22 protein-coding genes are annotated in these 24,149 nt (G+C 64.0%); 14 read left to right on the forward strand and 8 right to left on the reverse strand.

Annotation, left to right across the window (positions count from 1 at the left end; all coding sequences use genetic code 11):
• From CFR72_RS06970 to CFR72_RS07020, 11 genes are all read left to right on the forward strand, one after another.
• Positions 1 to 882: a universal stress protein gene (locus tag CFR72_RS06970; RefSeq protein WP_110913274.1), complete on the forward strand. Its 882-nt coding sequence runs from the start codon at positions 1 to 3 to the stop codon at positions 880 to 882.
• Positions 883 to 1,043: 161 nt separating this feature from the next.
• Positions 1,044 to 1,748: a phosphoadenylyl-sulfate reductase gene (locus CFR72_RS06975; protein ID WP_110913275.1), complete on the forward strand. Its 705-nt coding sequence runs from the start codon at positions 1,044 to 1,046 to the stop codon at positions 1,746 to 1,748.
• A gap of 88 nt (positions 1,749 to 1,836) precedes the next feature.
• A complete protein-coding gene (gene cysD / locus CFR72_RS06980) occupies positions 1,837 to 2,631 on the forward strand; it encodes a sulfate adenylyltransferase subunit CysD (RefSeq protein WP_110095427.1) in 795 nt (264 codons plus the stop codon).
• A 28-nt stretch (positions 2,632 to 2,659) separates the two neighbouring features.
• Positions 2,660 to 4,543: an adenylyl-sulfate kinase gene (gene cysC / locus CFR72_RS06985; protein ID WP_110913312.1), complete on the forward strand. Its 1,884-nt coding sequence runs from the start codon at positions 2,660 to 2,662 to the stop codon at positions 4,541 to 4,543.
• A gap of 200 nt (positions 4,544 to 4,743) precedes the next feature.
• A complete protein-coding gene (locus CFR72_RS06990; protein WP_110913276.1) occupies positions 4,744 to 5,079 on the forward strand; it encodes a DUF2849 domain-containing protein in 336 nt (111 codons plus the stop codon).
• On the forward strand, positions 5,072 to 6,772 hold the full coding sequence (locus CFR72_RS06995) for a nitrite/sulfite reductase (protein WP_110913277.1): 1,701 nt from the start codon (positions 5,072 to 5,074) through the stop codon (positions 6,770 to 6,772). The genes CFR72_RS06990 and CFR72_RS06995 overlap by 8 nt, the downstream gene beginning before the upstream one ends.
• The gene (locus CFR72_RS07000) at positions 6,759 to 7,253 is read left to right on the forward strand and encodes a DUF934 domain-containing protein (protein ID WP_110913278.1); all 495 of its coding nucleotides are present in this window, start codon (positions 6,759 to 6,761) and stop codon (positions 7,251 to 7,253) included. The genes CFR72_RS06995 and CFR72_RS07000 overlap by 14 nt, the downstream gene beginning before the upstream one ends.
• Before the next feature lie 73 nt (positions 7,254 to 7,326).
• Positions 7,327 to 8,655: a 3-deoxy-D-manno-octulosonic acid transferase gene (locus CFR72_RS07005; protein ID WP_110913279.1), complete on the forward strand. Its 1,329-nt coding sequence runs from the start codon at positions 7,327 to 7,329 to the stop codon at positions 8,653 to 8,655.
• On the forward strand, positions 8,655 to 9,641 hold the full coding sequence (lpxK, locus tag CFR72_RS07010; RefSeq protein WP_110913280.1) for a tetraacyldisaccharide 4'-kinase: 987 nt from the start codon (positions 8,655 to 8,657) through the stop codon (positions 9,639 to 9,641). Before CFR72_RS07005 ends, lpxK begins: the two co-directional genes overlap by 1 nt.
• Positions 9,638 to 10,558, forward strand: coding sequence for an LpxL/LpxP family acyltransferase (locus CFR72_RS07015; RefSeq protein ID WP_110913281.1), 921 nt, complete (start codon positions 9,638 to 9,640; stop codon positions 10,556 to 10,558). Before lpxK ends, CFR72_RS07015 begins: the two co-directional genes overlap by 4 nt.
• A gap of 174 nt (positions 10,559 to 10,732) precedes the next feature.
• The gene (locus CFR72_RS07020; protein ID WP_110913282.1) at positions 10,733 to 11,071 is read left to right on the forward strand and encodes a hypothetical protein; all 339 of its coding nucleotides are present in this window, start codon (positions 10,733 to 10,735) and stop codon (positions 11,069 to 11,071) included.
• 58 nt (positions 11,072 to 11,129) lie between these two features.
• On the opposite strand, the gene CFR72_RS07025 is transcribed toward CFR72_RS07020, so the two are convergent.
• Positions 11,130 to 12,365, reverse strand: a complete 1,236-nt coding sequence (locus tag CFR72_RS07025) for a penicillin-binding protein activator (RefSeq protein WP_341865260.1) — start codon at positions 12,363 to 12,365, stop codon at positions 11,130 to 11,132.
• Between the two features lie 83 nt (positions 12,366 to 12,448).
• On the opposite strand from CFR72_RS07025, the gene rsmI reads away from it, so the two are divergent.
• Positions 12,449 to 13,411 (forward strand): 16S rRNA (cytidine(1402)-2'-O)-methyltransferase, encoded by a 963-nt coding sequence (rsmI, locus tag CFR72_RS07030; RefSeq protein WP_407716839.1) that lies wholly within the window; start codon positions 12,449 to 12,451, stop codon positions 13,409 to 13,411.
• A gap of 21 nt (positions 13,412 to 13,432) precedes the next feature.
• Here rsmI and CFR72_RS07035 read toward each other — a convergent pair whose 3' ends face one another.
• The 4 genes from CFR72_RS07035 to CFR72_RS07050 form a co-directional block, all read right to left on the reverse strand.
• Positions 13,433 to 14,056 carry a LolA family protein gene (locus tag CFR72_RS07035; RefSeq protein ID WP_390669753.1) on the reverse strand — a complete coding sequence of 208 codons (624 nt, stop codon included), beginning with the start codon at positions 14,054 to 14,056 and terminating at the stop codon, positions 13,433 to 13,435.
• Between the two features lie 144 nt (positions 14,057 to 14,200).
• Positions 14,201 to 15,160, reverse strand: a complete 960-nt coding sequence (gene mbfA, locus CFR72_RS07040) for an iron exporter MbfA (RefSeq protein ID WP_110913286.1) — start codon at positions 15,158 to 15,160, stop codon at positions 14,201 to 14,203.
• 225 nt (positions 15,161 to 15,385) lie between these two features.
• Positions 15,386 to 16,795, reverse strand: a complete 1,410-nt coding sequence (locus CFR72_RS07045; RefSeq protein ID WP_110913287.1) for a glutamate--cysteine ligase — start codon at positions 16,793 to 16,795, stop codon at positions 15,386 to 15,388.
• An 82-nt stretch (positions 16,796 to 16,877) separates the two neighbouring features.
• Positions 16,878 to 17,627, reverse strand: a complete 750-nt coding sequence (locus tag CFR72_RS07050; protein ID WP_110913313.1) for a 16S rRNA (uracil(1498)-N(3))-methyltransferase — start codon at positions 17,625 to 17,627, stop codon at positions 16,878 to 16,880.
• Positions 17,628 to 17,791: 164 nt separating this feature from the next.
• Here CFR72_RS07050 and ubiA point away from each other — a divergent pair, with 164 nt between their 5' ends.
• The gene (gene ubiA / locus CFR72_RS07055; protein WP_208629984.1) at positions 17,792 to 18,718 is read left to right on the forward strand and encodes a 4-hydroxybenzoate octaprenyltransferase; all 927 of its coding nucleotides are present in this window, start codon (positions 17,792 to 17,794) and stop codon (positions 18,716 to 18,718) included.
• A gap of 34 nt (positions 18,719 to 18,752) precedes the next feature.
• Here ubiA and CFR72_RS07060 read toward each other — a convergent pair whose 3' ends face one another.
• On the reverse strand, positions 18,753 to 19,496 hold the full coding sequence (locus CFR72_RS07060) for a dienelactone hydrolase family protein (protein WP_110913289.1): 744 nt from the start codon (positions 19,494 to 19,496) through the stop codon (positions 18,753 to 18,755).
• 49 nt (positions 19,497 to 19,545) lie between these two features.
• Positions 19,546 to 20,967 (reverse strand): sugar porter family MFS transporter, encoded by a 1,422-nt coding sequence (locus CFR72_RS07065; protein ID WP_110913290.1) that lies wholly within the window; start codon positions 20,965 to 20,967, stop codon positions 19,546 to 19,548.
• A 340-nt stretch (positions 20,968 to 21,307) separates the two neighbouring features.
• On the opposite strand from CFR72_RS07065, the gene CFR72_RS07070 reads away from it, so the two are divergent.
• Positions 21,308 to 22,648, forward strand: a complete 1,341-nt coding sequence (locus tag CFR72_RS07070; protein ID WP_110913314.1) for a GntT/GntP/DsdX family permease — start codon at positions 21,308 to 21,310, stop codon at positions 22,646 to 22,648.
• Positions 22,649 to 22,725: 77 nt separating this feature from the next.
• Here the strand turns inward: CFR72_RS07070 and der are convergent, their stop codons facing one another.
• Positions 22,726 to 24,141, reverse strand: coding sequence for a ribosome biogenesis GTPase Der (gene der, locus CFR72_RS07075; protein WP_110913291.1), 1,416 nt, complete (start codon positions 24,139 to 24,141; stop codon positions 22,726 to 22,728).
• Positions 24,142 to 24,149: the final 8 nt, after the last annotated feature.

Here is a 24,149-nt window from a genome sequence, read left to right on the forward strand (position 1 = left end):
ATGCACATCCGCAAGATACTGCTGCCACTGTCTGGCGCGGAAAATGCTGGAAGCGCCCTTGGCATCGGGGTCATGTTCGCACAGCGTTTCAATGCCCATATCGCCGGACTGCATGTCGGCAGCGACTGGCAGGAGGTCAGCCCCATGGCGGGCGAAGGCCTGTCGGGGGCGATGGTGCAGGAAATGATTGCCGCCGCCCTGCATGAAAGTGCCGGCCACCTGAAGGAAGTCCGCCACACGTTCCACAGCTTCATCAAGGAAGCGGGCCTGCCGATCGTGGCCCCCCGCTCCCCGCTGTCAACCATCCCGATGGACCGGCCGAGCGCCAGCTTTACGGCCATGGCGGGGAACATGTACACCGTCGTCGCCCATCAGGCGCGGATGTCCGATATCGTCATCGTGCGCAATACCGGGGCCAGCGGGCAGGTCTCCTCCTCCGACGCGCTGCATGCCACGCTGTTCGACAGCGGACGGTGCGTTGTCGTCGCCCCCATCGAACGGCCCGTCAGTGTGGGACGGCGCATCTGCATCGCATGGAACGGCACGACAGAGGCCGCAACCGCCCTGCGCCATGCCCTGCCATGGATCGTGGAGGCCGAGGAGGTGCGCATCCTCTACAGCCGCAGCTACCAGCGGCTTGGCCCGGAGGCGCGCCACGTCAAGCATTACCTCGACATCCATGGCGTGGATACGACCATGCACGAATTCCACGCCGATGGCCGCAGCGTCGGCGCGGCCCTGCTGGAGGCGTGCCACGATTTCAACGCGGACATGATGGTCATGGGCGCCTATTCACATTCCCGCCTGCGCCAGATGATCCTTGGCGGGGTGACGCGCCATGTGCTGGAGAACGGAAAACTGTCGGTTTTCATGAGCCGTTAATATACACTGAAAAATAGTGCAATAAGCCCTCACGCATACATGGGCTTGCCATGCATAAACCGAAGACCGTACATTATTCCCCTTGCATGGGTGGGGAATAGTGATTAACTCCTCACCAAATTAACGATTAAATATCGTGAACTGCGGAGGGAGATCGCAACGTGCAGGTTGATCCGTCAATTATACGATCACTGCAGGCTGAGGGAAATACCGCACATGACGTCCTGCGGATCGCCCTGACGGGGGACATGCGCGGACGTATCGGGCTGGTATCGTCCTTTGGCGCGGAATCCGCCGTCCTGCTGGCCATGGCCGCGGAAATCGACCCGGCGGTGCCCGTCCTGTTCCTGCAGACCGGGCAGCATTTCCCCGAAACGCTGCAATACCGGCAGAAACTTGCACGCTTCCTTGGCCTGACCAACGTGCGCGACATCCATCCCGACCCGGTGCAGATCCATGACCGCGATCCGGAGGGACAGTTGTGGGCGTTCGATCCCGACGCCTGCTGCGCCCTGCGCAAGGTCGAGCCCCTTGACGAGGCGCTGATCCCCTTTGACGGGTGGATCACCGGGCGCAAGCGCACGCAGGCCGCCACCCGCGTCAACCTCCCCATTGTTGAAAAGACGGAGGACGGCCGCATCAAGGTCAACCCGCTGGCACAGTGGACCCCGCGTGAACTTGATGCGGAAATGACGCTCCGCAACCTGCCACGCCATCCGCTCAGCCTGCGTGGCTATCCCTCGATCGGCTGCGCGCCGTGCACCCTGCCCGTCGGGGCGGACGCGGACCCGCGCTCCGGCCGCTGGGCAGGACAGAACAAGACCGAATGTGGCATTCATGTCCGCAAGGTGTCCTCACCATCATGACGAAGGCAGCCCCGACCTTATGGTAGACGTGTCTTCATCTTCTCATCCCGCCCCCACTTCTTCCCCGGAAAGGAAGGTCTGCAAGTCCATGGACGATCTTGATCAGCTCGAAGCCCAGAGCATTTTCATCCTTCGTGAGGCCTATCGCAAGCTCAAGCCGCTGGCGATGCTATGGTCTCTGGGCAAGGATTCCAACGTGATGGTATGGCTTGCGCGCAAGGCATTCCTTGGGCGCGTGCCGTTCCCGGTCATGCATGTCGATACCGGCAAGAAATTTCCGGAAATGTACCAGTTCCGCGATGAATACACCAAGAAGTGGAACCTCGACCTGCTGCTCGGCGACTGCCCGGCGGTGGAGGAAATCGACCCGACCCTGCCACCGGCCGCGCGGTCGGCCGCGCGCAAGACGGCGGGCCTTGCCGCGATGATCGAGAAATACAAGCTCGCGGGTGTCATCGCCGGCATCCGCCGTGACGAGCAGGCCACCCGCGCGAAGGAACGCGTGTTCAGCCCACGTGGCGCGGGACACAAGTGGGACGTGCGCAACCAGCCCCCCGAATTCTGGGACCAGTACGCCACCCCGCACGAAGCGGGCATGCATATCCGCGTCCATCCCCTGCTGGCATGGCGGGAGATCGACATCTGGCGCTATATCGAGCGTGAGGGCATCCCGCTGGTGGACCTGTATTTCTCCAAGAACGGCAAGCGGTACCGCTCGCTCGGGGACCAGGACATCACCAACCCTGTCGAAAGCAACGCCAGCACGGTGGCCGAAGTGATTGCCGAACTGGAAACCTCGCGCACGTCGGAACGGGCGGGCCGCGCGATGGACCATGAATCCGAAGATGCGTTCGAGCGTCTTCGCGTTGCCGGTTACCTGTGAACGTCGGGCCGAGCGGAGTATCAAGAACATGAATACGATTTCCCCTCCGGTCTCGCAGGAGGCCGCAACCCCGATCGTCATCGTCGGGCATGTGGACCATGGCAAATCCACCCTGATCGGGCGACTGCTGTACGATACCGACAGCCTGCCTGACGGGCGCGTGGCGCAGATCATCGAATCCAGTACCAAGCGTGGCCTGTCGGTCGAATGGAGCTTCCTGCTCGACAGCCTGCAGATCGAGCGCGACCAGGGTGTCACCGTCGATTCGACGCGCATCCCCTTCCGCCTGGGGCAGCGGCAGTTCGTGATCGTCGATGCGCCGGGCCACCGGCAGTTCCTGCGCAACATGATCACCGGCGCCGCCGATGCGGAGGCCGCCGTACTGGTGGTTGACGCCGCCGAGGGCGCACAGGAACAGACCCGTCGCCATGCGATGCTGCTGCGCCTGATCGGCATCCGCCATGTCATCGTGCTGATGAACAAGGTCGATCTGCTGGATTATGACGAGGCGAAGATCACCGCGTCGGAAAAGAGCGTCGCCGCCCTGCTGAAGCAGTTGGAGATCGAACCGACCCTGTTCGTGCCCGCCTCTGCGCGTGAAGGCGACAACATCGCGTCGCGTTCGGAGCGGATGGCCTGGTACAATGGCCCGACCCTGACCGAGGCGCTGGCCCTTGTCCCCGCGCCCTCGTCGCGTTCCGACCTGCCGCTGCGCCTGCCGGTGCAGGATGTCTACCGCTTTGATACGCAGCGCGTCGTGGTCGGGCGCATCGAACGTGGCCGCATCAACATCGGCGACAGCGTCGTGATCGGACGCCATGGCACGATCGCCCGGATTGCCACGATCGAAAGCTGGCATACCGCGCCGCAGACCTCCGCCATCGCGGGGCAGTCGGTGGCCATCACGCTGGAACCCGACGTGATTCCCGACCGTGGCGACCTGCTGTTCCCGCCGGGTGAAGCGCCACTGCAGGGTGCGCGCGTGCAGGCGCGCCTGTTCTGGCTGCGTCAGGAACCGCTGCGCGTGGGTGAAAGCTTCCGCCTGCGACTGGCCACGGCGGAACATCAGGTAACGGTGGCCTCGATCGATTCCGTTGTCCGACTCGAGGACCTGACCGAACATCCCGCCGATGTCGTCCCCCCCGAAGGCTTTGCCGAGATCACCCTTGCGGTGTCGGAGACGATGCAGTTCGACCCCTTCCTGCCGGGCACGGCGGACGGGCGCGGCGTCCTTGTGGACCGCAACCAGCAGATCGTCGGTGGCGTGCCCCTGATCGGGGTGGCGGAGATCGCCAGCGGGACCAAGGCCATCCATCCGACCGGCAGCACGGTATCCACATGGGACCGCGCGCAGGCCAAGGGGCATCATGGCGGCGTGTTCTGGATGACCGGCCTGCCCGGCGCGGGCAAGAGCACCATCGCCCGCGCGGCGGAAGTGCAACTGTTCTCCCGCGGGGTCGATGTTTCCGTGCTTGATGGGGATACGCTGCGCGCGGGCCTGTGTTCGGACCTTGGCTTCAGCGAGGCGGACCGGCGCGAGAATGTCCGCCGTGCGGCGGCGGTGGCGCGCATCCTTGCCGACAGCGGGCAGGTCGTGCTTGTCGCCCTGATCTCGCCCACGGTTGCGGATCGGGAACTCGCACGCCAGATCGTGGGCGACGAGTTCCACGAGGTGTTCGTCGATACCCCGCAGGCCACCTGTGAAACGCGCGATCCGAAGGGCCTGTATGCGGCCGCGCGGGCGTGGAAGATTTCCGGCTTCACCGGGATCGACGCCCCTTACGAGGCGCCTGCGAAGCCTGAACTGCGGCTTGCGACCGAAAACCGCGATGCCGCCGACAGCGCGCGTGACCTTGTGACGTTCATTGCGGACACCACCGCACTGAACCGCAAGGCTGCTCCGGCGTCCTGAGGGAACAGGGCGAAGCGGACGGGTTTTCCTGCCGCTTCGCCTGTCCCTTTCCCATGCCGTCGCGACCGTGGCTGCGGTCGATATCGCTGGCGTCATGTGGAAATATAAAATATACGTGCACACCCGTATGAATCACGCGCATCTCCATCCCGCACGGTGGAATGCCAGCGCCTGCCTCGCCTGAAAGGGATTGACCAGAAGTGGATGTCAGGAACAACCGCCGCACAACAACAGGCTCCAGCGTTGTCACGGCCAATCGCCTGCTCGACGGGCGGATCGTCTGGCTGACGGACCAGGGCACATGGTCCGTTGATATCGCCTGCGCCGCGGTCTGGCCGAATGACAGGATCGAGGCCGTGATCGCCGATACCGCCCGCCACCAGCAAGAGCAGGGCGTCGTGGGCGTATATGGCGTGCAGCTTGCGGATCAGGAGGCGGGGATCATGCCGCTGACGGTGCGTGAGCGGATCCGTGCCTTTGGCCCCACCGTGCATCCACAGTTCGCCCCCTCCCATGAGGATACCGTCCATGTCTGACACCGCGTCCCAGACAGCACCGGCGCCCGCCGTCGGCCGTTACGCCTATGACCAGGTGGACCGCACGTTCCTGCACGAACGGGTGGAACAGTTCCGCGACCAGGTGGCGCGCCGTATTTCGGGCGAACTGAGCGAAGACCAGTTCAAGCCGCTGCGGCTGATGAACGGCCTGTACCTGCAGTTGCATGCCTACATGCTGCGCGTGGCGATCCCTTATGGCATGCTGGGTGCGGCGCAGATGCGTGAACTGGCGCATATCGCGCGGACCTATGACCGGGATTACGGGCATTTCACCACGCGCCAGAACATCCAGTTCAACTGGATCCGGCTGGAGGATACGCCCGACATCCTTGGTCGTCTGGCGGCCGTGGACATGCATGCCATCCAGACCAGCGGCAACTGCATCCGCAACGTGACGTGCGATGAATTCGCAGGCGCTGCGGCGGACGAAGTGCTCGATCCGCGCATCCATGCGGAAATCCTGCGGCAGTGGTCCACCCTGCATCCGGAATTCTCCTTCCTGCCGCGCAAATTCAAGATCGCCATCACCGGCAGTCCCCATGACCGGGTGGCGGCGCGTTTCCATGATATCGGCCTGCTTGCACGTCCCGGCGATGACGGGCGCGCGGTCTTCGATGTCCATGTCGGCGGCGGACTGGGGCGCACGCCCGTCATCGGCGTGCTGCTGCGTGACGGCCTGCCGGAGGAAGACCTCCTTGCGTGGCTGGAGGCGATCGTGCGTGTCTATAACGCGCATGGGCGTCGCGACAACATGTACAAGGCCCGTATCAAGATCCTTGTGCAGGCGCTGGGGATCGAGCGTTTCCGCGAGGAAGTCGATGCCGAATTCGCGCAGATGGATCGTGCGCGCTACCGGCTGGATCCGGCCATCGTCGCGGGCATCCGCGCGCGTTTCGCCGTGCCGGACCTGCATGCCCCCGCGGACGCGGCGCAGCGGTTGCAGGCCGATCGCGCGCGCAATCCCGCCTTCGACCGCTGGGTGCGCACCAACACGCACCCGCACCGGGCACCCGGCTTCATCTCCGCCGTGATTTCGCTCAAGCCCGATGGGGGGATCCCGGGTGACGTGACGGCGGACCAGATGGACACCATCGCCGCCCTTTCCGAACGCTACAGCTTTGGTGAGATCCGCATCACCCACATGCAGAATGTCGTGCTGGGACATGTGCGCCAGGACCAGTTGCAGGAACTGTGGCAGGAACTGTCGTCAGCGGGGCTGGCGACGCCGAATATCGGCCTGGTGGGCGACATCATCGCCTGCCCGGGGCTGGATTACTGCTCGCTGGCGAATGCACGCTCCATTCCCATCGCGCAGAAGCTCAGCGCCCGCTTTGCCGATCCCGGCCTGCAGGAGCGCATCGGCGCGCTGCGCATCAACATCTCCGGCTGCATCAATGCCTGCGGGCATCATCATGCCGGCCATATCGGCATCCTTGGCGTGGACAAGCGCGGGGAGGAATATTTCCAGCTAACACTGGGCGGCTCGGGCGAAAATGACGCGGCCATCGGCCAGATCATCGGCCCGGCCCTGCCGGAGGATGAGACCGTGGATGCCATCGCCGCCCTGATCGATGCCTATCTGGTGCACCGGCACGAAGGTGAGCGGTTTGTTGATACCTATCGGCGGCTTGGCGCTGCCGTCTTCAAGGATGCTGTCTATGCCACTGCTTGAAAATGGCCGGATTGTCGCGGATACGTGGACACAGGTTCCCGATGACGCCCCCTGCCCCGCCGATGGGGCCGTCATCGTGCCGCTTGCCCGGGTGGAAGAAGCGCTGGCGCGCGCGGGCAATGCGCCGGTGGGTGTGCGCCTGACACCTGATGAAGACGTCACCGCCCTGCGTACCGTGCTGCCCCGTCTGGCGCTGGTGAATGTGGACTTTCCCGGTTTCCGTGACGGACGTGCCTTCACGCAGGCCCGTGCCCTGCGTGAGCACCTGCATTTCAAGGGCGAGATCCGCGCCACGGGCCATGCCCTGCCAGACCAGTACGAATTCATGCTGCGCTGTGGCATCACCACGGTCGTCATTGCCGAAGGTAGCGATCCGTCCGTATGGGAAAAGGCGCATACGCGTTTTACCGTGGCGTATCAGCCCTCCGTCCTGAACGAGAAGCCGCAGGGCTTTGGCCTGCGGCGCTTTCTTGAGGCCTGACGCCCTCGCGGGGTGAGGCCGCCTGCATGAGCTTGTGCTTTCACCCCGTCATTCCCCATGCTACCGCAGGGACATGCAAACGCGTGTATCGCAACGGGATGACCTGACGTTCCGCGACAGGATATGTGGCCGACTGTCGTGTGCCCTGTGGTCGGGCGTCGCCACGGCGCTTGCCCCCGTACTGCGGCCATATCTTGCGCGGCGTGTGCGACGGGGCAAGGAAATCGCGGCACGGGTCTGCGAACGGCGGGGCATCGCCACCCTTCCACGCCCCGAAGGGCCGTTAGTGTGGCTGCATGCCGTCAGCGTGGGCGAAACCATGTCCATCCTTCCCGTCATCGCCGCGTTGCATCATGCCCGGCCCGACCTGCATTTCCTTGTTACCACCGCCACCACCACATCGGCGGCCCTGCTGGTGCAGCGGCTGCGCGAACTGCCCGATGGCGTGCGGGTCATTCACCAGTTCGTGCCCCTCGATGTGCCTGCATGGATGCGGCGGTTCGTGCGTACCTGGCATCCTGACGGGGCGATCCTGACGGAAAGCGAGTTGTGGCCGAACATGATTGCGGCCTGCGGGCATGAAGACGTGCCGGTTCTCCTGATCAACGCTCGCATGTCCGATCGGTCCTATGCCATGTGGCGGCGCCTGCCCTGCCTTGTCGGCACCATGCTCCGCGCGCTTGCGTGGGTGTGCGCCCGTTCGGCGGAAGATGCCCGACGTCTGCATGCGCTGGGCCGGACAGATATCGCGCTGCTCGGCGATCTCAAGGACGCGGCATCCCTTCCGCGGAAGGACACGGACCTTGCGCTGCTGAAACAGCAGGTTGGCAACCGTCCCGTCTGGATCGCGGCCTCCACGCATCCGGGAGAAGAAGAAATCGTCCTGCAGGCCGCAGCCCTCGCCCGCAGCCAGATCACCGACCTGCTGACGATCATCGTGCCGCGCCATCCCGAACGCGGCGCTGGCCTGATGCCGCTTGTGGGACCGCATGCCCCACGTCGCGCCATGGGGCAGGCCCCTGCCCCCGGTGACAGTGTGTGGATCTGCGATACGCTGGGTGAAATGGGGCTGTTCTATGCCCTGCACTGCCCTGTCCTGATGGGCAACAGCCTGCTGCCTGCCCCGCAGGGTGGTGGCCATAATCCGATGGAACCCGCGCGCCTTGGTAATGCACTGGCCAGTGGTCCCGCCATCGCCAATTTCCGGCAGGCCTTCGCGGCGCTGGGCGATGCGGTGACCTATGTGGCCAATGCGCAGGAACTGGCATACTGGGTGGTGGATATGCTCCGCGATGAAGGCAGGCTGCATGACGCCATGACGGCAGGCCGCGCGGCCGCGACCCGTGATGCACAGGTTGCGCAGCGTGTTGCCGCAGGCATTCTCAAGGTAGTGTACCGCTGATGCACGCGCCCCATTTCTGGGAATGGCAGGGCGGATCCCGCAGCCTCCCGGCTTTGCTGCTGTCCCCGTTCTCATGGCTCTATGCCGCCATCGGCAGGATGCGCCTGCGTCGGTATCCATGGGCCGCACCCGTCCCCGTCCTGTGCTGTGGCAACCTGACGGTGGGGGGCACCGGCAAGACGACCGTGGCGCTGGATCTGGGCCGTCGCCTTGTCGCGCGCAATCGCCGGGTTGCTTTCCTGACACGGGGATATGGCGGCAACCTGCGGCAGGTCGCACGTGTGCAGGCAGGACGGCATACCGCGCGCGACGTGGGCGACGAAGCCCTGCTGCTTGCGGCCCTTGCCCCCTGTTATGTCGGCGCGGACCGGGCGCAGGCCGCGCGCCTTGCCATCGCGGACGGGGCCGATTGTCTGATCATGGATGACGGGTTGCAGAATCCCGGACTCCGGCGTGACGTCTCTCTCGTGGTGGTGGATGGGTACCAGGGGTTCGGCAATGGGTGCGTGCTGCCGGCCGGTCCCTTGCGCGAACCTGTATCCTCCGGCCTGTCACGTGCTCAGGCGATCCTCATGATCGGGGAAGACCGGACCGGCCTGCTGCATGGCCTGCCACCCGCCCTGCCCTGCCATTGCGCGACATTGCAGCAGGACGAGGCCGCCCTTCCCCTGCACTGTCCTGTCGTCGCGTTCGCGGGAATCGGGCGACCTTCCAAATTCTTCGACGGACTGCGCCAGTCAGACGTCGATGTGCGACAGGCCGTCGCCTTTGCCGATCATCACCCCTACCACCCTGCCGAACTGGCGCAACTGCTGAAGACCGCCCACGACATGAAGGCCCGACTGGTGACCACGCCCAAGGATTTTGTCCGCCTGCCCCCGGATTTTCAGGCACGGGTCACACCCGTCGGGGTGTCGCTCCGCTGGTCCGACCCACAGGTGCCCGAACGCCTGCTGGAGACATGGCTGGGGAAATCGGGACAATGAGCAGTTCCCACGACAGGCCGCCACCACGCCGCATGTGGGTGGAGGCGACGCTGCTGTCCGCATTGCTGGCGGGATTGCGGCGCATGAAGCCCGAACATGCATCCAACGCGGCAGGGTGGCTGTGCCGGGTGGCTGGCCCGTGGCTGCCGGTTTCAAAAGTGGCCGATGCCAACCTGCGTTATGTCATGCCGCATCTGGGGCGGCGCTCGCGATGGCGCATCATCCGCGACATGTGGGAAAATATCGGCCGCAATGCCGGCGAACTCCCCCACCTTGCAAAACTTCCCCACAACCCCTCCGCCGGGCCGGGATGGGATGTCGTGGGGGAAGAACACCTGCGCGCCCATGCCCATACGGGTCGGCCCGTCATGTTCGTGTCGGGGCATATCGGCAACTGGGAAATGCTGCCCCCCGCCGTGGCGCGCTACGGGCTTGCGTTCTCCTCCTTCTACCGCGCGCCGAACAACCCGTATGTGGACCGGATGCTGTGCGACCTGCGTGACGAGGCCATGGGACAGGCCGTGCCCCTGTTCGCCAAGGGCGCACGTGGCGCGCGGCAGGCGCTGGCGCACCTGATCCGCGGCTGCCATCTGGGGATGCTGGTCGACCAGAAGATGAATGATGGAATCGAGGCCCGATTCTTCGGCAGGCCCGCCATGACGGCAAGCGCCATGGCCGCCATGGCGCTGCGGCAGAAATGCCCCGTGATCGCCGGATATGTGGAGCGGCTGGGTCCTGCACGCCTGCGCGTCCATGTCTCCCCGCCCCTGGAACTTCCAGATACGGGGGACCGCAAGCGCGACCAGTTGCTGCTGACCCAGCAGGTCAACGATTACATTGAACAGAAAATACGCCAACATCCGGGCAGTTGGCTCTGGCTGCATCGCCGATGGAATAGGCAACTGAACAATAAATAATCATTTAATGACTCTAAAGCGCAACAAAGCATTGCTTTTTTGTCACGGTCGGCAATTTCTGCCTCTTTCTGCGGCTTCTGGAGACAGATTCAGTTTGGCAAGCACTCATGCAAGACTTACCGTTGAGACGTGCTGTTAACGCATAGGATATGTCAGAGGGCCGACATTATGAGCATGATGGATCATCAGATTTCTGCCTCCAATGTTATTCCGCTTCGGCAGGGGTTTCTGCCCCGTCATTACGAATACCTGATGCGTTGGCTGGAAGCAGGTACCTGCATGGGACTGTGCGACGTCGATGTCACATCTGCCGAAGAAGGCGATGGCATTGAAAATGTGCTTGTCTGGGTGCGTGAAAATGCAGACCCGGCCTACATGATCCAGCCGGAAGGCATGCGCTGGGTCCTGATCGACCAGTTGCGCGACCGGCGCCTGTCATCATATCGCAGTTTCGAAGCGGCATTGTACGCCATCCGTCCGGTGCTGTCCTGTGGTGCCACCGCTGCGGCATGATTGCCGCAGCCCTCCTTTCCCACTGACGCCGCCAGACGGACAGAGTTCCTATCCTTTGTCAGTTCGTTCCGTTCTGCAACCGCCCTGAAGGGGCCTGAACCATCCGGCTGCCACCTTCGGGCAGGATCTGGAAAATCGCCAGATCGCGGCGTGTCCGGCCACTGGCCGTAAAGCCGAAAACACCATCCACCCCTGAAAATCCCTCGTTGCGGGTCAAGGCCTGCACCGAATAGCCATTTTTCGCGCCCCCCGTCCGTGGCGCCTGGTCCAGTGCCTTCACCAGTGCCGCCGCGTCATAGGACAGGTCGGCCAGCGGGGTCGGCATATGATGGTACTGTGCCATGAAAAGCTGGACGAAATGCTGCCTGCTTGCCGGGTCCGGCGCGGCGTACCAGGCATTCTGCAACTGCGCCAGTTTGCCCGCGAATGCGCCCCAGAGGCCGGGCCCCATGATGCGCGTCTGGATCGGAGAGACCTGCACCGCACGCAGCCCTTCGATCACATGACCCAGTTGCAGCCCCGTATCCGCCAGCAACAGCGCATCGAATGGCGGTGGGGCCAGGGGTACTTCCGCGGGTTGCGCGGGAGGCGTGGGGGGAGCATCCGTCGCGGCGGCGTCGGGGTTGGCCGGATCAACACCGGTCGGCACGGGCGCAGCAGGGGCGGTTGCCGCCGCCTGTGTTGCCGCCGCGGCAGCTCGGCTATCGAAGGCGGAGAATGTCTTCAGTTGTTCGGTAATCTCGGCGGCGGTCGTGCCATGGTACATGATCTGGGGGGATTGCAGGCCATGTTCGCTACAGCTTTGCCTCATGGCATCGCCCATGGCATGGCCCAGTGCCGTATTGGGCAGGAAGGCCGCGAAATGCTGCCGGTTTTCCCTGACGGCCGCCCCCACCATGCGGCGCACCTGCTGTTCCGGGGCGATCCCAAGGATCCAGACATCGGGACGCGCAACCGACACGTCGGAAGTAAAGGACAGCATCGGCACGCTGGTCTGTTCCGTCATTGCCGCCGCCTGCGTGGCGTCCCCCGCCGTCAGCGGACCAAGGATGATCCCGTCACCCGCCTTTACCGCAGCCTGCGCGGCGGCAGCGGCCCCGCCGGGGGCGGTCGTGTCATGGACGTCAAGCTTCGGCGCCGTGGGCGTGTTCATGGCCATGCGCGCCGCGCTGAGCATTTCCTGCCCCAGTCGTGCATTGTTGCCCGTCAGCGGCAGCAGCACGCCGACATTGCGCCCGGCATGAGATGTTTTCGTCCCTTCCCCGCCGCCAGCACACGCCGCAAGCGTGGACATGAGCACCCCGGCCAGCAATAAGGCCTTGCAAGGAGATCCCTGCGTGGCAGAAACAGGATCCTGTCCAAGCTTGCGGGTTACCAATGTCTGACGACTCATGTCTTTCGCCTTTGCAGTCTCGATCGGCGACGATCCATAGCGGAGATGCGAAGCCGCGTCATGCGGAGAGAGAGGATATACAGGTCATGTCATCACATGATGGAGGCATATTGACGCTGGTGGCAACGCCGATCGGCAATATGGGCGATATTTCCGCACGCGCGGTACAATGCCTGAACGAAGCCGACCTGATCCTGTGCGAGGATACGCGCACCAGCGCGAAACTGCTGCAGGCGCATGGCATCAGGACCCGCACCCGCCCCCTGCATGACCATAACGAGCAGGAACGCATCCCCGCCCTGCTGGACCTGTTGCAGCAGGGCCGCAAAATCGCGGTCATTTCCGATGCCGGCACGCCCCTGATGTCGGATCCCGGATACCGCCTGGTACGCGCCGTCATCGCGGGCGGCGGGCATGTCACGGCGGTGCCGGGGGCCAATGCGGCGGTCATGGCGCTGACGCTTTCGGGCCTGCCGCCCCATCCCTTCATGTTTTCCGGCTTCCTGCCGCCACGCGATGCCGCCCGGCGCGAAAACCTCTCCGTACTACGTGCCGCGGAACAGGCGGGGCTTTGCGCCACGCTGATCTGGCATGAGGCACCACATCGCCTGGCGGACATGCTGGCCTCACTTGCGGCGGTATTCGGCCCGGAACGGCCGGCGGCTGTTGCGCGCGAACTGACCAAGAGGTTCGAGGAAGTCCGGCGCGGCCCCGTGGGTGAACTGGCGCAACATTACCGGGACCATGCGCCACGGGGGGAAATCACGGTCATCCTCGGCCCCCCGCCTGCCGACGATACGGGGCCGCAGGACCTCGACACCCACCTGCACGAGGCCCTGAAATCACTCTCCATCAAGGATGCGGCATCCCTGGTGGCCGGGATCGTCAACCTGCCCCGGCGCACCGTCTATGCCCGGGCGCTGGAACTGACACGGGACGCGGACTAGGCAACGGGCAGGACCCGTTTCCTATTTGTCGCCAATATCCGTGTTGAACAGGCTGTCCGGCGGTTCCGCCCCGCCCACGGACGCATGCAGCAGGTCCACACGCGTGCTTTCCCCCTGCGCATCCTGGACGATCCATCCACGCAGCAGAAGCTGTCCCTTCTCCTCATGGAAAAGCAGCGTCAGGCTGCCATCACCGGGCGAATCCGTCCGTACCAGCGTGATCTCTATCTGCGGCCCTTCGTGAACCAGCGCCGTGACCTGCACATCCCCCGACAGCGCAAGATGCGGACGCAGCAGAAGCCCGATCGGCGTCTTGTCCATCGGCATCGTGGTGGTCTGGCCCAGTTCGCTGTCATTGAAGACGACCTGGTCATGGTTGGCGACCAGCAGGAGCGGGCTGGGCGGATCATACTGGAAACGCATGCGGCGGTTCCTGCGGTCCAGCCATGCGGTGCCGGTGGACTGCTTCCCGTCCGATGCGACCTGATGGAATTTTGCGGTCAGCAGCGTGATGGTGTTGAGGTGCTCCTCGATTCGGGTGATCAGGGCATGATCCTGGTCCGAAGCCCCCACAACCATCTGCGCCTGTGCCCCGGCCGGCAGGGCATATGTCACAAGCCCGAGCACCAGCGGCATCGCCAGCATGATCGGACGCAGACCACGCAGACGTGAAAGGGGAAAACGGTCAGGGTATTTCATCGGGAAAGTGTCCGGCCAGAAAAAGCACATGCACGTGCGTGCCCCATCACTTCGTCAAGATCAAGGCAAAGCGGGAGGCATACGGGGGGATCAGCCGGAACTGCCGATCAGGACACCAGCGGCGAACACCAGCGCACCGCCAAGGACGATCTGCACGATGGCCGAACCGAATGGCGTATCCTGATAACGCCAGCGTATCCATGAAATGACGAACAGTTCGATGACCACGACAATAACGGCCGCCATCATGGCGGTGGTGAAATTATCAATCAGGAACGGCAGCGTATGGCCGATTCCCCCCGCCGTCGTCATCAGCCCGCAGATCAACCCGCGCAGCAGCGGCGCGCCACGGCCCGACAGCTTGCCATCGTCGGACAGCGCCTCCGCAAAGCCCATGGAAATCCCCGCCCCGACCGAGGCCGCCATCCCCACCAGAAACGCATTCCACGGCAGATGCGTCGCAAAGGCCGCGGCAAAGACCGGCGCAAGCGTGGAGACGGAACCATCCATCAGGCCCACAAGGCCGGGCTGTATGATCTGCAGGACAAAGCGGCGGCGCGCGTCCTCGTCCTCCTCCTCCCGCTTGGAAGCGGGAAGCCGGTCGAGTTCGATCGCACCTGCCGCCTGTTCATGCCGGTCCTCGGCCAGCGCAAGGTCGCCGAGCAGCTTTCGCGTCGCGATATCGGTCGTGCGCGTCGCCGCCTGGCGGTAAAACCGCGCGGCGTCGAGTTCCATCTGACGCGCATGGCGGCGCACCGCATCGATCCCCTGCCCCTGCACCTGCCATGCGGGCTTGCGGGTCAGGAACCCCGCAATGTCCTGCCGCCGGATCAGGGGGATATGCTGCCCGAACCTGCTGGCATACAGGTCGATCAGGTCACGGCGATGCTGGTCTTCCTCCTGCGCCATGTCGGTGAAGATTTTCGAGGTATCGGGAAATTTCTCCCGCATCGCATAGGCGAAATCAGAATAGATGCGGCCGTCCTCTTCCTCGTTGGAAATGGCGAGGGCGAGGATTTCCTGATCCGTCAATGTCGAGAATTTGCGCATGCATTACTGTATGCAGAAAGCAGTTATCGCGTTCAAGCCATTTCAGAAGACGAAAATAATTCTCATTATACAATAACAACCCAGAAAACCGGACAACAGCACAAAAACATTACTATCCACCCGGATTGAGACCGCGTCGCAATACAAAACAACACCCGTACATACAAGGGGCCGGCCACCAATTCCTGATGACCGGCCCCATGGCATCCCGAACGTGGCAATGCTTCAGATTGCGGCTTCGTCGAAAATACGGGTCACATCACCGCCCCAGCGACCATGATAGGCCTGCAGCCAGACCTCGGCCTGCGTCGGGCCGCCACTGGTGATTTCATGCAGGGGATCAAGGTAACGCGCCTCATCCTGCCCGGTGGCGTCCTTTCGCGCGCGCGCGCGCAACCCGTCGGTGGCGATCGCGACCATGCGCCCGGCAAGGTCACGCAGCACACCGCCCGCCCATGGCGCATCCAGTCCATGGCGCGGCACCGCCGCACGCAGGGCGACATAGCTTTCCCATGGCTGTTCACGCACAAGGGCGTCCGCCGCGGCCAGTGCCGCATCATCATACAGCAGGCCGACCCACAGCGCGGACTGCGCCAGCATCATCGCGGGCGACCCGGCATCCGCGCCACGCATTTCCAGAAACTGCTTCAGCCGGACATCGGTGAAGGCAGTGGTCATATGGTCCTCGAAATCGCCCAGCGTCGGGGTCAGTCCCTCCAGCCCCTGCTGGGTGTCGCCATTCATCCATGCACGGAAGGAACGGCCCGCCACGTCATGGATCCGCCCGTCGCTCATGATGAAATACATCGGCACGTCAAGCAGCCATTCGACATACGCCTCGAATCCGAAATCGGGGGCGAAGAATGCCAGCGGCATGCCCGAACGCTGGTTATCCGTGTCGGTCCAGACATGGGCACGGTTCGACAACAGGCCATTGGGATGGCCCTCATAAAACGGCGAATTCGCGAACAGCGCCGTCGCCACTGGCTGCAGCGCAAGCGAGACACGCATCTTGCGCACCATGTCCTGTTCGGAGGCGAAATCGAGATTGACCTGAACCGTGCAGGTCCGCAGCATCATGTCCAGCCCCAGCGTGCCAACCTTGGGCATGTAGTTGCGCATGATGGCGTAGCGGCTTTTGGGCATGGTCGGCATGTCTTCGCGCCGGGCGAAGGGGTGAAAGCCCAGCGGCGCGAACCCGAGGCCAAGCCGGTCACAGACGGGATGCAGGCTGTCGAAATGCTCCTGCATCTCCGCCCGGGTTTCATGCAGGGTCGCCAGCGGCTTGCCCGACAGTTCGAACTGCCCGGCCGGTTCAAGGGAGATGGACGCCCCCCTGTGCGCCTCGCGCCCATTCAGGCCAATCAGCGCGCCCGTGTCACGGATGTCGTGCCATGCGCCGCGATCCTGATCCCGCAGGGACGACAGGACGGCATGGATCCCGTCAGGCTCATACGGGGGCGGCAGCCATGGCGCACGGCCCGGCGGCGTGGCCTGCGGACGTATGAAGCCGAATTTCTCATGTTCCGTGCCGATCCGCCACGCATCTTGTGGTTTTGCCCCAGCCGCCAGCAGGCCGGCCAGTTGGGTAACCGATTCGATCGGAGTTGTATCTTGGTCGCCAGGATTGGACATGACGTGGCGGGAATCCTCGTTACAGAAAGAGTGCGAAACCATTGTGGACCGGATCTGGTCCCTATGCCAGAGAGCGGCCGGATCAATCCCCTCCGGCCAGTCCCCTGCGGATGCCAGCCCCCATCAGGGCCAGTCCTGCCGCTGCCGCCGTATCCGCCCGCAGCACAAGCGGCCCCAGCGACAGCACCCGTGTGACAGGCTGGCGACGCAGGAACGCCTGCTCCTGGGCCGAAAACCCGCCTTCGGGTCCGATCAGCAGGGCATCGCCGGGACGCGCACGGGGAACTTCACCTTCCTGCGCCGTGGGGTCCAGACGTTCAAGTGCAACGAACAGTTGCATATCTGCCGGGTAGTGCGCAATCGCATCCGTCATCGGCCGGATCGGGCGGATGTCGGGAACATCGAGGCGCTCGCACTGCTCGCTGGCCTCACGCGCGATGGCCGACAGCCGTCCCTCGTTCAGGCGATGGGTATTCGTGCGTTCCGTAATGACGGGATGGAAACAGCCAACACCAAGTTCCGTTCCCATGCGGATGATCATTTCGGTCGCATCGCGCTTGAGCGGCGCGAACATGATCTGCGGCCCCCGCGTCACGCACGGCGCGCGATCCATCTGCCCAAGGCGGATTTCCCCACGATCACGGCGCAGCATCTCTATGGTGGCGGACCATTCACCATCGCGGACGTTGAACACGACCACGCGCGCGCCCGCGCCCAGACGCAGGACATTGCCCAGATAATGCGCGCGATCCGGTTCCAGCCGGATGACCATTTCGGGCTGCATGGGCGGGTATGCCTGCGGGTCCATGAACAGGCGGGGACTGTCCCTCATGATGTTTCCTTCGGTCTGTGGCGTATCGGCCTGCCATCTCGGTCTTGTCGTCGCGGCCCGGACTTGACCACGCACGATCATCCGGCCCATCTGTGTCCGCATTAGCAGCCAGGTCGCCCGGCGTCATCGTCATGCCGGGCCTCATCGCCGGGAGAATACATGTCGTGACACAGTCCGCGTCGCATACCGACATCCGTACTGACGGCTGGATCGGGCGTCTTCCCGCGCCCCTGCGCCCCTATGCGCTGCTGGCACGGCTGGACCGGCCCATCGGGACATGGCTTCTGTTCCTGCCTGGGGTATGGGGCATCCTGCTGCCTGCCGGTGTCGCGCCACGCGAACGCCTGCGCCTGATCGTGCTGTTCGGGATCGGCAGTATCGTCATGCGCGCGGCGGGATGCGTGGTCAATGACATGTGGGACCGCGATATCGACCGCATGGTCGCGCGCACCGCCGGACGCCCGCTGGCCAGTGGCGCGCTGCGCATGCGCGAGGCCGGGCTGTTCCTGATCGCGCTGCTGCTGATCGGGTTCAATATCCTGATGTGCCTCAACCCGCTGTCACGGGTGCTGGGTGCCTCCTCGCTCCTGCTGGTGGCGCTGTATCCACTGGCCAAGCGGGTGACGTGGTGGCCGCAGCTTGTCATGGGCTTCACGTTCGGGTTTGGCGCCCCGCTGGGATATGCGGCGGCGGCGGACCGCATCGACCTGGCGCAGGGTATGCTTTATGCCGCCACCATCGTCTGGCAACTGGGGTTCGATACGATCTATGGCTTTCAGGACATGGAAGACGACGCCCGGATCGGGGTGAAATCCACATCGCGCCTGATGGCGAACATGGCGCGCGGCTTTGTCGGGACCTGCTACGCACTCGCGCTTGCAGGCATTGCGGCGGCGGGGGCGCTGTCGCACCAGGGACCGGGTTTCTGGGCCGGGCTGCCGCTGCCGGCCGCGCTGCTGGCATGGCAGGTCATGCGCCTTGACGAACACAATGCCCCGCAATGCCTGCGCCTGTTCCGCTTCAACCGTGAAACGGGCCTTGCCGTAGCGCTGGTGCTGGTGGCGGGCCTGCTGACGCGCGGCGCGCCCTGAACAGGGCGGGGCGGCATGTTCCCCTGCCCGGCCATCATGTCAGGTTACGGTGGAACAGCGCCTTGGCCATGTCCATGCACTGCAGGAACAGCGCCGCGTCGTAACGTGGCCCTTCATCACGCAGGAAGGCATGCTGCGCGTTGAATTCATGCCATTCGTAACGTATTTCCGCCAGTTCCATCCGCTCACGGATCAACTGCCGGCCGGCGAACGGCACATGCGGGTCCTGACGTCCCCACACCATCATCACCTCGCCTGAGATTTCAGGCAGGCGTGCGAGCGTATCGTCATGCTTCCCCTCCCCAAGGGAGGCGCAATGGATATCGGTGGCGTAAAAGCATACCGCCGCCCGCACGCGCGCATCGAACGCCGCACGGAAGGCCAGATGCCCGCCAAGGCAGACGCCCAGCGTCCCCACCCGCCCCGAACAGACGGCGCAGTCATCAACCAGCCACGACACCGCCGCATGGGCATCATGGTCATAGGCCGCGAGGGGCTTGGTATATTTCAGGGCATTGCCCCGATCCGTGCCCGCCCTGTCATAGGCCAGGACCGTGCCCGCGGGTTCGTATTCATGGTACACCTCCGGCACCGCAACGACATGGCCCTGCCCCGCCACCATGGCCGCAAGCCTGCGGATGGGGGCCGTGACCTGATAGATTTCCGAAAACAGGACGATGCCGGGAAACTGTCCCTCCGCCACGGGGCGAAAGACATGCAGGCGCATCCGGCCAGAGGGCGTGTCGATGTCGAATGTCTCGTCAGTGCGGATAATCATGAAACCTGCAATTCCCCCATTGGGTCAGAAATCCCCCTTGATCGCCGCCTCAGCGACCGAGGTCACGCAGCCTGCGTCCCTTCATCAGGTGATCCTCGATCGCCTCAAGGGAGACGCCTTTGGTCTCCGGCACGAAGCCAAGGGTAATGACGATGAATATCGCGTTCATCAGCGCGAAAAGCCAGAAGGTCCGTGCCTCTCCCAACACCTCGAGGACCGAAAGGAACGTGTTGCTGATCAGCCAGTTGGCGGCCCAGTTCGTGAATGTCGAACATGCGATGCCGAAATCACGGCCCCGCAGCGGCTGTATTTCCGAACACAGCGTCCACACCAGCGGCCCCGCCCCCATCGCGAATCCCGCAACGAACAGCAGCAGCGCCACCACCATCCCGATCTCCTGCGGCAGGGTCGAGGCCCCCATCGCCACCAGCGCGCCCGCGGCCGCCATGCTCAGCGTCATGACAACGCAACTCAGCAGCAGCAGCGGGCGACGCCCCCAGCGGTCGATGAACAGGATCGCAAGCCCCGTCGCCGCCATGTTGACCAGACCGATGACCGCCGTGGACCACGTGGCGGCCGCAACGCCGAAATGCGCGGCCTGAAAGACCTTGGGCGCGTAATACATCAGCACGTTGATGCCCGTCAGTTGCTGCATCACCTGAAGCAGCATCCCCAGCCCGACGGAGCGGCGGAAATTGGGATTGGTGCGAAAGAAGGTCCACACATTGCCATGTTCCTTCTTCAGTTCTGTTGCGATGTCGTCGATTTCACGATCCGCCTCCTGCGGGCTTGAACGCAGGTAGCGCATGACAAGGCGGGCATGGCGCGTATCGCCGCGCATCATCAGCCAGCGCGGGCTGTCGGGCAGGAACAGGCAGCCAATGCAGAACACCACCGCCGGCAGCGTCATCAGCCCCAGCATCCATCGCCAGTGCCCGCCATAGGACAGGAAGCTGTCAACGACATAGGCCAGAAAAATGCCCAGTGTCATCATCAACTGGTAACATGAAATCAGCGACCCGCGGGAGGATTCCATCGCCACCTCGGAAATGTAGAGCGGCGCGGTAAATGCCGCGATCCCGACCGCAAGGCCCAGGAAGACGCGGCCGATGACCAGCACCATGACGGACGGCGCCAGCGCACAGGTGACCGACCCGGCAAGGAACAGGATCGCCGCCCCCATCAACGCCTTGCGCCGGCCAAAGCGGTACGACAGGTTCCCCGCCACGATCGACCCCACGGCGGCAGCCGCCATCATGGAGGAGACGATCCATTCCTGCATCTGCGCGGAGGCATGGAATTCATCGCCGATGAAGGTCAGGGCCCCGGCGATGACACCCGTATCAAGGCCGAACATCAGTCCGGCAAGGGCCGCAAGAAGGCTGACGCCCACGGAACGGGCCAGGAATTCGGGGGAACCCTGCGTCCCGTCGGGCCGTGTTATGGATGCCGGGGACTGAAGTGACGACATGACAGTTTCCTTGTCCGGTTTTTATGATGAAAGCGCGGACGGCTTTCATTCTGTCTTGTTATTTGCAACTGTTGTCATTGCTCGCGATGCTGGCGGCAGATGGTGTTCCCATATGCCGGGCATGTCCGGTCAGCTTATGGAAAAGGATTTATTTTTCCAGTCACCATCCCGACACGGACGCACGGCACCCAGGATCGTGTGCAATATTGCCTACGTTACGCCATGGTCGCGTTCCATATTCGCCTTTTCACCCCACATGCGGCGCATGTCGCGACAGATCACCCAATAATAATAATTTTACAGATGTGATGATGTCAATAATAATTTTACAGATGTGATGATGTCCCCTTTTATTGCCGTTACCCTTGCCGTCATGGCCATAATCGCCGTAATCGTCCTGATCGGGCGATGCAGGATCAATCCGTTCATCGTGCTGTTCGGTGTGTCGATCCTGCTTGCACTATGCGCGGGCATGCCGCCGCAAAAGGCCATCTCCTCGTTCGAGGAGGGCACGGGCAAGGTCCTGGGCCATGTCGCCACCGTGATCGCGCTGGGCACGATGCTGGGCAAGATGCTTGCGGAATCCGGCGGCGCGGACCAGATCGCCCTGACCATCACCCGCATCGCGGGCGCACGCCGCGTCAGTTGGGCCATGATGGTCATTGGCCTTCTGGTGGGACTACCGGTTTTTTTCGAGGTCGGGTTCGTCCTGCTCATCCCGCTGGCCTTCACCCTTGCGCGACGCACGCAGACGCCGCTGCTGATGGTGGCGCTGCCGATGGGGGCGGCGCTGTCGGTCACCCATGCGATGATCCCGCCACATCCCGCAACCCTGCTGGCGCTGGCGGCCTATCATGCGGATACGGGCCGCACCATCCTGTGGGGGGCCATCATCGGAACGCCGGTCGCGGCCCTGGCCGGTCCCGTCTATGCCCGGTTCATCACCCCGCGGATTGGCCCAACGAACGAGGCCGCACTCGCCAGCCAGTTCGTCAATGACGCGACGCCCGCGAACCTGCCGCCCTTCATGACCACGGTGTTCTCGATCCTGTGCCCGGTGCTGCTGATGCTGGTGGGATCGGTGGCGGACCTGCTCTCGCGCCCCGGTGACACGGCCAACACGATCCTGCATTTCGTCGGCAATACCGATATCGCGCTGGCGATCGCGACGGTGCTGTCCTTCTACGTGCTGGGTGTCGCGCGGGGCTTTTCACGCGCGACCATCCTGAAGTTCACCAATGAATGCCTCGGCCCAACCGCGCTGATCATGCTGCTGGTCGGCGCGGGCGGCGGGTTCGGGCGCGAACTGGTCGATAGCGGGATTTCATCGTCCATCACCACGCTGGCGCTGGGCGCGCATGTCCCCCTGCTGGTGCTGGCATGGCTGCTGGCGGTCGTGGTGCGCGTCGCCACCGGATCGGCCACCGTGGCGATGAGCACGGCATCGGGAATCGTGGGGCCGATCCTGCTGCATGCGCACGGTGTCTCGCCCGAACTGATGGTGATCGTCACGGGCGCGGGTTCGGTCGCGCTCGGCCCGCTCAATGATGCGGGCTTCTGGCAGATCAAGGAATATCTGGGCCTGACGGTGGGGCAGACCATCCGCACATGGTCGGTCGTGGAAACCCTGATCGCCGTGCTTGGACTGCTGTTTACGCTGCTGGCGTCACTGGTTGCCTGAAAAGGCCCTGAAACAGAAGAACGCCGCCCTTTTGTCAAAAGGCGGCGCCCATAAACTTTTATCTTCTGTCCAGAGGATCATTTCGTCGGGGCGTACGGGTTCTGTGAACCACGCAGCAGCAGGCGGATCGGTGTGCCCGGCAGGTCGAATGCCTCACGCAGGCCATTGACCAGGTAACGCTGGTAATCCTCGGGCATCTGTTCGGTCCGGGTGCCGAACAGGATGAAGGTCGGCGGCCGCGACTTGGCCTGCGTGATATAGCGCAGCTTAAGCCGCCGTCCCTGCACCAGCGGCGGCGGATGGCGCGAGACCATCATTTCGAACCAGCGGTTGAGTTCCCCCGTCGGCACACGGCGGTTCCACACCTCATAGGCATGGCGCACGGTCGGCAGCAGCTTGTTGACCCCCGCCACGGTCAGCGCGGAAAACGCGACGACGGGAATGCCCTTCATCTGGCTGAGGGAGGTTTCGATACGGTCGCGGATGGCCTGCCGCGTGGCGTTGCGATCCTCCACCGCGTCCCACTTGTTCAGCGCGAGGACACAGCACCGTCCCTCACGCTCGATCAGGCGGGCGATCTGGAGGTCCTGCTCATGCACGCCCAGCGTCGCATCAAGTGCGAGGATCACGACTTCGGCCATCTTCAGCGCCTCGATGGAGGCGGAGACGGACATCTTCTCCAGCGTCTCGTCGATACGCGCCTTGCGCCGCAGTCCCGCCGTATCGACCAACTGGATCGGGCCTTCGTCGTCATGCAGCATGACGGATACGGAATCGCGCGTAAGCCCCGGTTCGGGGCCGGTGATCATCCGTTCCTCGCCCAGCAGGCGGTTGAGCAGCGTGGACTTGCCCGCGTTCGGCCGCCCCACGATGGCAAGGCGCAGCGGACCGGGCGGACGGGTATCGTCCTCCTCCTCGCCCTCGGCCCGTTCGCGCCGGGACGGGCGGCGCGGCTGTGTCGGGCCGTCGGGAATACGGTCGGCAATTTCGCCCATGAGGTCGGCCAGGCCTTCGCCATGCTCGGCGGAGATCGCAAGCGGCGCGCCAAGCCCGAGGGAGAACGCCTCCATCGCGGCGGCGGCCCCCTGCCGTCCCTCCGCCTTGTTCGCAAGGACAAGGACCGGACGCCCCTGCCTGCGCAGCCATGCCGCGAAATGTTCGTCCGCAGGCGTGATGCCCGCGCGCGCGTCAATGCAGAACAGTACAAGGTCCGCCATCGCCACGGCGGATTCGGACGATGCCCGCATGCGCCCGAACAGCGTGTCGGGGGCGGCTTCCTCCAGCCCGGCGGTGTCAATCAGGCGGATGCGCCTGCCACGCACGGTAGTCTCGCTTTCCTTGCGGTCGCGGGTCACGCCCGGCGTGTCGGCAACCAGCGCCTGCCGGCGGCCGACCAGACGGTTGAAGATCGTCGACTTGCCCACGTTGGGGCGGCCGGCGATGACCACGACGGGCAGGTCGTGCCCCGGATCGGACGGGAATGATGAGGTCACGACTGGAA

The organism is Gluconacetobacter entanii (assembly GCF_003206495.1).
GTDB lineage: Bacteria > Pseudomonadota > Alphaproteobacteria > Acetobacterales > Acetobacteraceae > Novacetimonas > Novacetimonas entanii.

Excerpts from the sequence above, each read along its gene's own strand:
- CFR72_RS06970 (WP_110913274.1), top strand. The coding sequence starts at position 1 with ATGCACATCCGCAAGATACTGCTGCCACTGTCTGGCGCGGAAAATGCT.
- CFR72_RS07050 (WP_110913313.1), bottom strand. The coding sequence starts at position 17,627 with ATGAGGGACAGTCCCCGCCTGTTCATGGACCCGCAGGCATACCCGCCC.
- mbfA (WP_110913286.1), bottom strand. The coding sequence starts at position 15,160 with ATGCGCAAATTCTCGACATTGACGGATCAGGAAATCCTCGCCCTCGCC.
- rsmI (WP_407716839.1), top strand. The coding sequence starts at position 12,449 with ATGTCTGACGACTCATGTCTTTCGCCTTTGCAGTCTCGATCGGCGACG.
- CFR72_RS07065 (WP_110913290.1), bottom strand. The coding sequence starts at position 20,967 with ATGTCGTCACTTCAGTCCCCGGCATCCATAACACGGCCCGACGGGACG.
- CFR72_RS07020 (WP_110913282.1), top strand. The coding sequence starts at position 10,733 with ATGATGGATCATCAGATTTCTGCCTCCAATGTTATTCCGCTTCGGCAG.
- CFR72_RS07005 (WP_110913279.1), top strand. The coding sequence starts at position 7,327 with ATGCAAACGCGTGTATCGCAACGGGATGACCTGACGTTCCGCGACAGG.
- CFR72_RS07035 (WP_390669753.1), bottom strand. The coding sequence starts at position 14,056 with ATGCTGGCGATGCCGCTGGTGCTCGGGCTTGTGACATATGCCCTGCCG.
- CFR72_RS07045 (WP_110913287.1), bottom strand. The coding sequence starts at position 16,795 with ATGTCCAATCCTGGCGACCAAGATACAACTCCGATCGAATCGGTTACC.
- CFR72_RS07060 (WP_110913289.1), bottom strand. The coding sequence starts at position 19,496 with ATGATTATCCGCACTGACGAGACATTCGACATCGACACGCCCTCTGGC.
- CFR72_RS07025 (WP_341865260.1), bottom strand. The coding sequence starts at position 12,365 with ATGTCCACGCTTGCGGCGTGTGCTGGCGGCGGGGAAGGGACGAAAACA.
- CFR72_RS06995 (WP_110913277.1), top strand. The coding sequence starts at position 5,072 with ATGTCTGACACCGCGTCCCAGACAGCACCGGCGCCCGCCGTCGGCCGT.
- cysD (WP_110095427.1), top strand. The coding sequence starts at position 1,837 with ATGGACGATCTTGATCAGCTCGAAGCCCAGAGCATTTTCATCCTTCGT.
- CFR72_RS07015 (WP_110913281.1), top strand. The coding sequence starts at position 9,638 with ATGAGCAGTTCCCACGACAGGCCGCCACCACGCCGCATGTGGGTGGAG.
- CFR72_RS07000 (WP_110913278.1), top strand. The coding sequence starts at position 6,759 with ATGCCACTGCTTGAAAATGGCCGGATTGTCGCGGATACGTGGACACAG.
- lpxK (WP_110913280.1), top strand. The coding sequence starts at position 8,655 with ATGCACGCGCCCCATTTCTGGGAATGGCAGGGCGGATCCCGCAGCCTC.
- cysC (WP_110913312.1), top strand. The coding sequence starts at position 2,660 with ATGAATACGATTTCCCCTCCGGTCTCGCAGGAGGCCGCAACCCCGATC.
- CFR72_RS07070 (WP_110913314.1), top strand. The coding sequence starts at position 21,308 with ATGTCCCCTTTTATTGCCGTTACCCTTGCCGTCATGGCCATAATCGCC.